The organism is Sodaliphilus sp. (assembly GCF_045598405.1).
GTDB lineage: Bacteria > Bacteroidota > Bacteroidia > Bacteroidales > Muribaculaceae > Sodaliphilus > Sodaliphilus limicaballi.
The window spans coordinates 1-12,510 of sequence record NZ_JAZLLZ010000115.1; the positions used below are offsets into that span (position 1 = coordinate 1).

Below are 12,510 nucleotides of genomic sequence, written 5' to 3' on the forward strand. Positions count from 1 at the left end.
TCCACCGCCGGGAGAGTCCCCGCCACTGCCATCCTCCCTTCCTTTCCCCCAAGAAAGCCCCTTGGCTGGCAGTTAACCGTGCCTTCCTTTCGCCCAAGAGAGCCCCCGTGCCCGGCGGTTCTCCGCCGGGAGTGTCTATAAAAAAATCCCCGAGTTCCCCGAGTTCCCCGAGAGGAAACTGTGTTAATAAAACTGAAAATATATAGATAATGATTAAATCAATACAATCGGTTGAACTTTTAACTATTCATGTTCACATTATTTAATAAAAAATGTGTAAGTTTGTAACTGATTATGCGGTATTATGCCGTGTGGTCACGTGTTGCTTTTGGTAATATTAACATAAACAAATAAAAACCAAAAACTTATGAGAAAACAGTTAATGCTTCTGTTGTTTTCCGTATTAGCGGTGATGGGTTATGCCCGCACTGTGACCGGAGTTGTGACACAGGCTTCTGACGGCGACGTGGTTATCGGCGCTACTGTGCAGGTGCATGGCACGACTAGGGGAACAGCCACCGACTTCGACGGAAAATACTCGATCGATGTCAACGACGGTGAAACCCTTGACATCTCGTTTGTGGGTATGGTCCCTGTTTCTATTAAGGTAACTGCCGGAAAATCAGTTATCAATGTCGAAATGAAGGAGGATGCCCAAGTTCTTGACGCGGTTGTTGTGACCGCGATGGGTCAAACTCAGGAAAAGAAGAAACTGAACTTCGCCGTTCAGCAGCTCAACAGCGACCAGGTCACTGCCGGCGGTAGTGCCAACTTTGCTAACTCGCTGCAAGGTAAGGTGGCTGGTTTGCAGGTGGGTACCGGTGGTGGTTCGCCCAACTCTTCTACCCAGGTGATCATCCGCGCGATTTCTTCAGTCAACAACTCACAGAGCAATGAGCCTCTTATCATCGTCGATGGTGTGGCTATGAAGAGCAGCAGTGCAACTTCGCTGGGCGACATCAACCCCAACGACATCGAGAGTATGTCAGTGCTCAAGGGTGCGGCTGCTTCGGCTCTTTACGGTCAGGAGGCTGCCAACGGCGTTATCATGATCACCACCAAGAGCGGTGCTAAGGACGGCACGCTCAATGTGACTGCTTCGGCTAGCGTGGAGATCAGCAACGCTATGCGCGTGCCCAAGCTGCAAAGCCTCTTCGCTCCCGGTAGCAAGGGTATGTATAAGGAGAACTCTTCAACTGGCGGTTGGGGTCCCTATATCCAACCTGGCGAGCAGACTTACAACAACCTGGGCAATTTCCTCGGCACTGGTATCCAGCAGAAGTATGACGCTTCAATCTCGGGCGGTACCGAGAAATTCAACTCATATGCTTCGGTTTCTTACCTCGACAGCGAGGGTATCGTCCCCAAGGACTACAAGAAACAGTTCATCGCTTTCCTGAAGAGCTCATTCAACCCCAGCAAGCAGGTTAACTTCCAGTTGTCAATGAACTTCACCGACACCCAGTCTCGCGGTTTCGGCAACTCAATGTCATCAATCTATGCTTGGGGCATCAACAAGAACATGGCCGACTATCAGACTCTCGAGGGTCATGTAAACTGGCGTGCTCGCTACGACCACTGGGACGAACTCACCGACCTTGAGCGCATCAACTGCGGCGCTTCTCCCTACTATGGTCGTTACAACGATAAGTCTGTCACCAAGAGCAACCACTTTGTGCTCAACGGTCAGGCTAGCTACACTCCCATCGAGGACCTCGTGATTACTGGCCGCGTGGGATACGACAAGAGTTTCAGCTCTTATGATTCTTACTCAATTCCCCGCCTCTACGACGGTGACTTGCGTGACCCCAACGACGAGAAGGTCATCCAGGCATTGAGTGGCAGCCAGAGCATCTACGGCTCTTACAGCTTCCAACCCTCTCAGTCACAGATGATCAACCTCCAGGGTCTTGTTACTTATAAGAAGACTTTTGCCGAGGACTTCACTTTCAACGCTCTCTTTGGTGCTGAGTACAAGAGAGGCAGCAGCTGGGAAGCTTCAATCTATGGTGAGCACTTCCAGCTGGGCGGTGACTATTATAGCTTCATGAACACCAACTTCAACGATGGTGACCTCTTGAAGGACAATCACCCCACGCTCTACCACCGCCAGTATGACAAGTATGGTTACTTCGGAGAGCTCCGCTTCGACTACAAGGGCATGGCTCAGCTCTCGGCAACCTATCGTCACGACGGTTCTTCTCGCTTCAAACAGGCTCCCGAGACTTCTTACAACTACCCCTCAATCACTGCCGGTGTGATTTTCAGCGAGCTCTTCCACCTCCAGAACAAGTGGTTCAGCTATGGTAAGATTCGCGGTAACTGGGCTAAGGTAGGTAAAGACGGTCCTGCTTATCTGTTCACCGATACTTACAAGCAGTGGGTTACATTCCCCGACGGCGGTTATGGTGTTGACCCCACTATCGGACGTGCTTATGACCTCCATCCCGAGATGACCAGCACATGGGAAATCGGTGCCGACCTGCGCTTCTTCAATAGCCGCACTCGCCTCGATATCGCTTACTACTCAACCACCGTTGACAACCAGATTGTAACAGTACGCGTTTCGCCTGCTTCTGGTATGATTCTCCAAACCCGCAATGAGGGTGCCATCGAGAACCGCGGTCTTGAGCTCACTCTTAACCAAGACATCATCAAGACCAATGACTTCGAGTGGACTGCTCTGTTGAACTACTCATTCAACCGCGGTAAGGTGCTCAGCCTTCCCGACGACGTGATTGAGATTCAAGGTACTCAGTATGGCGACATCTTCCCCGTGGCTCGCCTCGGTGGTTCTACTACCGGTATCTCTGGTAAGGACTACAGCCGTGATCCCCAGGGCAACGTGATTTGCGATGCCAATGGTTATCCCATCATCGACTCGGCTAAGGGTATCTACATCGGTAACCGTGAACCCAAGTTCCTGCTCGGTCTCGGTTCTACATTCCGCTACAAGAATGCTACTTTGTCATTCCTCTTCGACGGACGCTGTGGTGGCGACGTTGTCAACGTGACCGGACGTGGCCTCATCGGCAACGGTATGGATCATCACTTCGACAAGTACCGCAACCGCGAGATCATCTTCAACGGCGTTCAGGCTGTTACTGGTGAGGACGGAACTACAACCTACGTTAAGAACACAACTCCCGTTATTCTTGACTACAACTTCATCACCAAGTACTTCAACACAGTTTCTTCTAACTTCATTGAGGACGGTTCTTACATCCGTTTGAGTTATGTTACTCTCAATTACGACTTCACTCCCTTCTTCAAGAAGACTTGGCCTGTTAAGGGTCTCGGCCTCACTGTGACAGGACGCAACCTGCTCCTGCTCACCAAATACACAGGCAACGATCCCTCAATCCTGGCTTCAACAGCCGGTGGTACAGGTGGCATGGGCATCGACAACTACAATGTGCCCAGCACACGCAGTTTCAACGTGACTCTTAAAGCAACATTCTAAAAGGACTACATTATGAATAAGATAAAATTTATAGCACTTCTACTGCTGGCGGCTCTCGTGACCACCAGTTGCGAAGATAAACTGGACGATAACGTGAACCCCGATAAGGCTCACTCTATCGATGCCAAGGTGGGTCTGCCAGTGCTGGTGTTCTATTCAAGTCAGGTTGTCTATGACCACTCTGAGTACTATGCTTACTTCTCGCAGATGTTCACCACTGCCGCTAAGTCTTCGGTGGGTACCTATTCTTATAAGAGCGAGTGGGAAATGCTCACCATGAACCGTCACCCCATGTGGCGTCGTCATTTCTATGACATTGGTAAGAATGCAGTTAATCTTGTGGCTAATTCACAAGCAATCAATTCGCCCAACTACGAGCTCATCGCACGCACTATCAAGCTCATGTCAACTCAGTTGACTACCGATGCTTTCGGCGACATGCCTTTGAGCCAGGCTTACCAGAGCAATGCACCTTCTTACGACACTCAGGCTTCTATCTATGCTTGGATGCTCCATGAGGCCGATGAGCTCATCAAGATGTATGAGACTCCCGAGATCGCTCAATGCTCTACTAATCAGGAGCTCACATTCAAGGAGGACCGCATCTATGGCGGCGACCTTGAGAAGTGGAAAGGTCTCGTCTATGCAGTGAAGGCTCGTCTGCTGCTCCGCAACATCCCCAACGTGGACGTGAGCCACGCCACTTGCCAGAAAATCTATGATGCTGCCGATGCCGCTATCAAGCAGTGGCGCAAGGGCGACCTGATGTATGGCGATTGGTTCGGTAACGAGCCTCGTTACAATTACAGCGGCGGTACTGGCGAGCAGAACGCTGTGTGGAGTATCGCGCAGCCCAAGATCAACTCTTGGGAGTCTCGCGACAACAAGCTCGGCGACGCTATTCCATCTAAATTCTTCATGGTTGACCTCATGGGTCTGCACGATCCCGAGAGCGAGATTAAGTGCGGTCTGGGTGACTCTCGTATGCTTTATGCCAACGACCCCCGCGTGGCTCTGTTGATGACTGCTCGTACTGGCCCTCAAACTGCTTCTAACCCTGCTTCACAGGACAAGATGCGTTTCCTTGAGAATAACATCGGTATGGGTACTTCGTTCAAGGTGGCTAACTACCCCGACCTCTACATGGGTGCTTACGCTGGTTCTACTTCGGGCTACAACCCCTTGTTCACAATGGAGGAACTTTACTTCATCAAGGCCGAGGCTTTGTACTGGATGAACAATAAACCCGAGGCTTGCCGACTTGCTAAGGAAGCTACCGAGCACAACATCGAGCGTCATCTCGAGGCCTTCTTCAAAAACTATCCCAACGAGAACTACAAGCCTGATACTGACAACAAGTATCCCGGTGTAGCCAAGGGTAACAAGGTGGGCTTCCTCCAGGCTCAATACTGGAATGCCGACGTTAACGCATTCCTCAACAACGAGGAACTGCTCAACGCTAAGGGTACTAGCGCACTCGTTAAGAAGGTTACTGATCGTGGTAACAAGCACTGGTTCTTCAACCCCGCTGAATACACATTGAGCGACCTCATGCAGCAGAAGTACATCGCCATGTACCTGCAGCCCGAGCAGTGGACCGACATGCGCCGTTACCATTACAGCAACAAGCGCAATAACTACGGTATTGGCGACGCCAAGGAAATTGTATATCCCACTCTGCGTCGTCCCTACAACCTCTATGCTGCTTACTGGATCGACGGCCTCACTGAGGATCAGAAGGAGAACACTTGGATCCAGCGCATCAACTACGACCCCGAGACCGAGGAGAAGTACAACCGTGCTGAACTCCAGCGACTGGGAGCTTACAAGAACTACAAGTGGCTCCAGGAACCCATGATCTGGTCTCACAAGTATGGTGAGGTTAAATCTCTCACAGGTGAGTAATTAGTGAAACTGTTATTAATTAAAGTACATTAATATTATGAAATTATATAAGATTTTAGGCTCGCTGGCGCTCATTGCTGCGGTTTCCACTTCTTGTGCCGTGCATGACCCGTTTGCCGACAATATGGAGATAGGCCAGGTGCTTCCCACTGTGGCTTGGGAGCAAGGTTCGGTGCTCGTTAAGGCTGGTTCCTACGCTTCGTTCAAGGCTCAGTACTACACTGTGGACGAGAAGCAGATTGACCACAGCGAGGCTTGGGCTATGATTACCCGCAAGCAAGAGGCTTCGGCTACTAGCAAACTCACCAGCTCGTTGTCTTACACCAAGTCGGTTTCTTTGACCGACACCGTGCGCTCGTCACAGTGCATGCAGAAGTATAAACACAGCGATGCTAAGTGGGACGGACACGAATATGTGCTCGCCGACTCGTTCCCCACTTCTCGCACTCTCGCGCCTGTCATGTGGAATGCTCCCAGCGAGTGGGATCAGGAGAAGTTTGATTCTTACTACCCCGCTGGCTTCCAGGAGGAATTTGTTGAGTATATCGTCAATGCGCTCACCAAGGACAGCGTTTACTACAATGACCTGCGCAACGTTTACATCAACTACAACTTCACTGCCGAGAAGTTTGAGGAACTCAATGCCAAGTACGGCGTGTCGTTCCCCACTGTTACCGAGACTGGCGACAAGAGCGACGCGTGGTTCACTACCGACGTTGTTGACCACTACTACTATGAGGTAGTTGAGGGTGGCGTGACCGTAATCAAGGAAATCGCTACTCCCGACCTGGCTCCCAGTGGTGCTAATGTGTATGAGATCTACAAGTCTTCGCCTTGGCTCATGTGCCGTTACAGCGATGACACCGGTGGCAAGATTACTAACGTGCGACGTGAGTACATGCCTTACTGGAAGGACCTCATCTCTTCAATCCCCTTCATCGACTGGATTTACAACACAGCCGACAAGAACTATGCAGTGAGCTTCTCGCGCACTTATTACATGCAACCTGACTTCCGTGTTTACGACACCGACGGCAAGGTGGGCATCACTAGTGACAACCAAGAAATCACCCTTAACTAAACTTCGTGACTATGAAATTGTTTAAAAATATAGGACTTTTGGCTTTGCTGATGCTCGCTATGGCGGCTTGCGTCGACAAGGAGCCTTCTTACGGTAATTTCCCCGGTAAGGATGTGGACTTTACCTATAATGTTGATGGCGATGAATACACCCTCGACTTCTATGTGGTGTCAACCATCCAGTTCAACAACACTTCCTCTAAGACTGGTGCTGTGACTTGGGACTTCGGCGATGGCTCTACCTCGAAGGATGCCAACCCCACTCACAAGTATGCTCAGGCTGGTCTCTACCAGGTTAAGCTTACTCTCGATGGCGTGGGCTCTCGCACTTATCCGTTGCTCATCTATGATATCACTCCCGTGCTCAGCGTTACGGAGCAGAGCGCTCCCACTGTGGTTATCAATGACGTCTCGGTTAACCTCGACATCGAACTCCCCAACCCCGAGAACCTCGAGTGCAAGTACATCTGGAAGTTCCCCGAGGGAACAAAGGATGCCGACGGCAAGGTGCTCACCACTTTCGAAGGCTATTCTCACCCCGACGGATCTATCGACAATCCCGGTGCGCTCACTTTCAGCAACATCGGTTCACAAAAGATTGAGCTCCAAACGTGGTTTGACATCAATGGCGAGAACCGTCGTCTCGACGACTCTTACGTTAACGTGCAGGTGGGTTCAAGCATTCCCGCTCCCACATTGTACTATGCCGAGCTCGGTGGCAACATCAAGGCCTACAAGCTTGTTGACATGAGCCAGCTTCCCGCAGGTACCCAGAACAAGCCCTTCGACATGGGTGTCAACTCTGGTAACATGCCCACCAACCTCGTGTTTGCTATCGAGAAGTCGAAGACCGAGGACGGCTCTGTTGTGGAGCAAGACAATGTCTATATCCTCGACTGCGGTAAGCAGTACTACTATGTGAACGACGAGAACAGCACTCTGGGTGACGGCAAGATCACCGTGATGAACGCCGACGCATCGAGCGTTAACATCATGATCACTAACGTTGGCCAGCAGGCGTTCAACGACCCGTTCCAGGGATTTGCTTATGGTGACAACCTCTACTATACCGACCGTAACACCGGTATCCGCAGCATACCGCTGTCAACTCGCAGCGAGGTCGAGAGCACCAATTTCAACAGCACCAAGGACTACTTCGTAGTGAACAACCAGTTGTCTTACTACGGTCAGGGTATCGCTTACGGTGCTATCCACACTGGCCTTTACATCGACAAGAAAGGCATGTTCTGGTGGCCCAAGAACTACTCTGGTAACGGCGTTTACCGCTTCACTGCTAACGACATCGGCAAGACTGGCCCCGGTATCCCCATTCCTCACCCCATCGTGCTTCCCACTGCACAGCCCCGTGCTTTCACTCTCGACGAGGACCGCGGATTCATGTATGTGTGGATGTGTAAGGGAACAACTCCCGGCGTGGGATTCTGCCAGTATCCCATCCCTGGCGACAACGAGGGATTGGACTACGACAAGTTCATCAAGCACATCTCGATGGATGCCGACCCCATCAACTCAACCGATGCCGAGGGTGTTTACACCACTCAGTTTGCTGTTGACAAGGAAACAGGTTTCGTATTCTTCGGCTTCCGTGCTGCTACAAGCGAGAAGACTTACACAACAGGTCTTTCTTACTTCGATCCTGCAACCGGCAAGGTATATAACTACAACGGCAATAAGGACAAGATTTTGGGCGTTTGTATCAACCCCCGCAAGACTAACTTGTTCTAATTACTAATCAAAATAGAGCAGGGGCGTTGCTACCTTACGGCGCGCCCCTGCTTTTTTAATATTTCAAGTTTCGCATGTTAATGTAATTGTTGCTGATTTATTGTCCGGAAGGACAATATCTGAATAACCCCCACCGCCGAACCGAGCGAAGCGAGCTCGGCAAAGTGAGCAGCGGTAAGTCGGCGAAGCCGGTGCCACGGATAGCGAACCTTTGCCAACATTTGCAGTGGCGGTGGGGGGGGGAGAAATGCAAGAAGCATTGCGTCCAGCAGGACGCTAATCGGAACAAAATGGTGATACCGAAATGGTATTTAACATCCGAAACTTAAATTATTTTTTTAATTCTAGATTTTCTAGAAACTCCATAGCCTATGAGGAGAATATTTACTTTAATTTTTTCTGTAGTAATTGCAATGGCTGTCGTGGCACAGGTGTTCACGCCCGTCAAGCGCGAGCAACGCGCTGTGTGGGCATCGAGCTACGTGAGTGACTGGCCCTCGGGCGCTATCACCGAGAAAAATGCCAACACCATGCGGGCAGCTTGCGAGAAAATGCTCGACACGCTGCACGTGAACCACATGAACGCCATTTACTACCATGTGCGTGCCATGTGCGACGCTATGTATAACTCGGCCTACGAGCCCTGGTCTAGCTATGTCTCGGGCACTCGTGGCAAGGCTCCCTATTTTGACCCCTTCGAACTTCTTGTTAATGAAGCTCACAAGCGTGGCATCGAGGTGTATGCATGGGTTAACCCCTATCGTTATTCGCCCAAGGGGCACCAGTGGGGGCAGAGCGAAATGGATTATGTGCACACTCATCCTGAGTGGCTCATGCAAGACGACTACGAGACCGTGCTCAATCCTGGCTTGCCCGAGGTGCGCCAGCGCATCGTTGATGTGTGCAAGGACATCATCACCAAGTATGATGTTGATGGACTGGTCTTTGACGACTACTTCTATAACCAGGACGGTGCGCCCATGGCTCTTGATGCCGACCTCTACAATGCCTACAAGCAGGGTGGGGGAACACTGTCGCAAGCCGACTGGCGCCGCGAGAACGTGAACCAGATGGTTGCCGATGTCAATAACATGGTCAAGGCAACAAAACCCTGGGTGCGATTTGGCATAGGGCCCGCTGGAGTCGCTTGCTCGGCGGCCTCGGTGGCGCAGAAATATGGTGTGGACCCCAGCCCAGGCACCGACTGGCAGTATAATCAGATTTATAGCGACCCTATGGCGTGGATAAGCCGTGGCACGGTCGATTTCCTCGCTCCGCAGGTCTATTGGAACACCGCAGGAAACTACGACGAAGTGACTGGATGGTGGGGCAAGATAGGCAAGAAATTCAACCGCCACGTTTACATCAGCAGCTATGCTGTTGAGGGCGTGAAAGACGGTTGGGGGCTGGACGAGTATCTCAACCAGGTGCTCATCTTGCGCAACTCGATGACTAACGGCGTCTATGGCACCGTTTATTTCAAGTATATGACATGGCGCATGCTCAGCGGCAAGATTGACGGCAAGGGACAAGCCCTGCGCCACTACTTGTTGCAGAATGTGTATAAATACCGCTCGCTCAATCCCGCGGTCACTTGGGTGCAGCCTCCCGTCCACTACGGCACGGTGACCAACCTGCGTGTCGATGGCGACTCGCTTCGCTGGGACGCTGTGGACAACGTGCGCTACGTGGCTTATGCTATCCCCGATAGCGTGCCCGACTCGCACTTCCAGTGTCAGCCCGAGTACATGATCGACATGAGTTACGGCAACGTGCAGGTTATACCTCCCAAGAAACGCGAGGGGCACCGCTATGCTGTCACTATCCTCGACCGCTGGGAGAATGAGTATGCTCCCGTCGTGGCTGGCGCTCAGGTGACGCCCGCTCCGGCTCCGCAGCTCGTGTTCCCCGCTCAGGACGCTACAATTCCCGAACTCGCCATGATGAGTTGGCAATGCGACAACCCTGCGTGCACCTACACTTTGCAGCTGGCTAGCGACGAAACTATGAATCAGATTGTTGCCAATGTGCAGCTCGATTCCACCCGCGTGCAGCTCAGCACGCTCTCTGGCATCGCTCCGGGCAAATACTACTGGCGTGTGATTGCCCGCGGTCTCAACATGACCGACAGTTCTAGCCCTGTGCAGTCGTTCACCGTGGAGCGCCTCAAAGTCACCGTTCCCGCGACGGGGGCAGTGGATGTGGAATTAACGCCCACCATCTCATGCTCTGACGTCAATGGCGACGCTCTCTATCACTTCGACATCTCCACACTCTCATCGATGGCGACAACCCACATGGCTGTCGATAGCAAGGAACCCCGCATCACCATACCGCGCTACATGCTGGGAGGTGCCACCACCTACTATGTGCGCGTCACTGTCACGATGGGCGGTGTCACTGCCACTAGCGATGTGTCGTCGTTCCGCACTGTGGAGGTTATCCCCGCTGTGCCGCAGTACCTCAACATGAATGCCGACGGTGAGATGCGTTTCCCCTCATCGATAATCAGCTTCAAGCCAGAGGAAGGCGCCACAAGCCTGCAAGTGGACATTGCAAGCAGCACTTCGTTCCCCGCTCGCTCGTCTTACAAAGGCAAGCTCGATCCCGGTGTGTTTGACTCACCACGACTGGGCGACATCAACGGTGTGGGCAAACTCACCCCTGGCAAGACCTACTACGTGCGTGCACGTTATGCCTACAACACCGTGGCTACTGGCGCAACGGCGCAGTACACCGACTACTCCCCGGTGCACTCGTTTGTTTACACCGAGGCAATGCCTGGCGACGTGAACGGCGACGGGGTGGTTGACATCAATGACGCCAACATCCTCATCAACGCCATCCTGGGCAAGCCTGCCGTGGGCAACCTCGACGTGGACGGCAACGGCAGCATCGACGTGGCCGATGCCAACATGGTGATTAACATTATTCTAGGCAAATAATAGGATATTAACCATTTAAACAAAAACTAACTATGAAGAAATTCTTACTTACAGCCGCTGTTGCTATCATGGCAGTGGCACAATCATGGGCTGTGACCGATGGTCAAACCTATGCCGAGTATGATGGCATCAAGATTGCCAACCAGTGGATTTTTGACCGTGTTCATGTGGGCAAAGCCTATGTGGACAATCCCATCTGTAACCAGCGTGCTCGCACCGCGGTGCTGAATGGTGACGTGATTTATGTAGCTCGCAGCGAGGAGAAATCTGTTATTGTAGGCACCGACACGGTGGCTCAATCTGTCATTCACCGTTTTGCTGTTAAGGACGGCTCAATGCTCGAGGATCTCCCCTTGACTCTTAACGGCAAGCCTTACAGCGCCTTCCTGGGTGTGGCCAGCATTGGCAAGGACAACTTCGGTCACATTTGGGTAGCCCCCATGACCAGCCCCACGCTCACTTTTATACCCATCTATTTGGTTGACACAGAGTCTGGCGAACTCACTCACATGGGTAACCTCGACAAGGGCGACGCTTCACAGCGCACCGACTACCTTGACCTCGTGGGCGACATCACATTGCAGGAGGCCAAGTGTACCATCATGACCGTTGCAGGTTCGGGTGCCGACCCCGGTTACGCTACTGTTTACTGCTGGACACAGGAGCAGGGCGAACTCGACGTTGACGGCTGGGAAGGCGGCTTCGAAGGCGACACCTACATTGACTTCACCGAGTTCTATCCCGAGACTTGCACTGGATTCTCTCTCGCTCCCGTAGTGAAAATCGTTCTGGGCGAGGACGAAGAGACTATGTACGATGCCGAGCTGTTCTACATCGACTGCTTCGGCCGCGACCCCGTGCTCTACACCAAGGACGGTTCGCTCATCGACACCTTCGAGTATGCCGACGATAGCGTTAAGCAGCACGACAAGAATGCTAATGGTGTGCTTGAATTCACCGTTGACGGTCGTCATTTCTTGGCTTATCCCAAGGGACAGTATGACAAGGACGGCAATGGCTGCCAAGCTTATATCTGTGAGTTTACCGACGAGGAACTGTCGCTCGGTGGTCTCGACATGCGCTGGCAATGCCCCGCCGACTCGATGGGCAAGGTCTCTGACTCTGGTCTCCGCATTCATTGCTTGAGCTATGAGAAATCTCTCGACGAGCAGGGCAACGAGGTTGTGACTCTGTTAACCTTCAAGGCTTTCAACGGTATGGCTGTCTATAAGATTGGCAAGAACGTGGGTGGCGACACTCCCGATCCCGCTGTTCCCGGCGACGTGAACGGCGACGGCGCAGTTGACATCAACGATGCTAACATCCTCATCAACGTCATCCTGGGCAAAGACACTGCCGACAAGTACAACG

Annotated in this window: 6 protein-coding genes; all 6 read left to right on the forward strand. The window is 52.1% G+C overall.

Annotated elements, in window-relative coordinates; translation table 11 throughout:
* The first annotated feature begins 367 nt into the window (after nt 1–367).
* Nucleotides 368–3,463, forward strand: a complete 3,096-nt coding sequence (locus tag ACKI3C_RS08085; protein ID WP_407403851.1) for a SusC/RagA family TonB-linked outer membrane protein — start codon at nt 368–370, stop codon at nt 3,461–3,463.
* Nucleotides 3,464–3,475: 12 nt separating this feature from the next.
* Entirely contained in the window at nt 3,476–5,368 is a 1,893-nt protein-coding gene (locus ACKI3C_RS08090) for a SusD/RagB family nutrient-binding outer membrane lipoprotein (RefSeq protein WP_407403853.1), read from the forward strand.
* Nucleotides 5,369–5,405: 37 nt separating this feature from the next.
* Nucleotides 5,406–6,449: a hypothetical protein gene (locus tag ACKI3C_RS08095; protein ID WP_407403855.1), complete on the forward strand. Its 1,044-nt coding sequence runs from the start codon at nt 5,406–5,408 to the stop codon at nt 6,447–6,449.
* A gap of 11 nt (nt 6,450–6,460) precedes the next feature.
* Nucleotides 6,461–8,194: a PKD domain-containing protein gene (locus tag ACKI3C_RS08100; protein ID WP_407403857.1), complete on the forward strand. Its 1,734-nt coding sequence runs from the start codon at nt 6,461–6,463 to the stop codon at nt 8,192–8,194.
* A 371-nt stretch (nt 8,195–8,565) separates the two neighbouring features.
* Nucleotides 8,566–11,139, forward strand: coding sequence for a family 10 glycosylhydrolase (locus ACKI3C_RS08105; protein WP_407403859.1), 2,574 nt, complete (start codon nt 8,566–8,568; stop codon nt 11,137–11,139).
* 32 nt (nt 11,140–11,171) lie between these two features.
* Nucleotides 11,172–12,510, forward strand: a 1,339-nt coding sequence (locus ACKI3C_RS08110; protein WP_407403861.1) for a hypothetical protein, incomplete at its 3' end; no start/stop codon positions are given.

What these genes read in the sequence shown, in the direction of transcription:
- ACKI3C_RS08085 (WP_407403851.1), top strand. Translation starts at nt 368, where the DNA reads ATGAGAAAACAGTTAATGCTTCTGTTGTTTTCCGTATTAGCGGTGATG.
- ACKI3C_RS08090 (WP_407403853.1), top strand. Translation starts at nt 3,476, where the DNA reads ATGAATAAGATAAAATTTATAGCACTTCTACTGCTGGCGGCTCTCGTG.
- ACKI3C_RS08095 (WP_407403855.1), top strand. Translation starts at nt 5,406, where the DNA reads ATGAAATTATATAAGATTTTAGGCTCGCTGGCGCTCATTGCTGCGGTT.
- ACKI3C_RS08100 (WP_407403857.1), top strand. Translation starts at nt 6,461, where the DNA reads ATGAAATTGTTTAAAAATATAGGACTTTTGGCTTTGCTGATGCTCGCT.
- ACKI3C_RS08105 (WP_407403859.1), top strand. Translation starts at nt 8,566, where the DNA reads ATGAGGAGAATATTTACTTTAATTTTTTCTGTAGTAATTGCAATGGCT.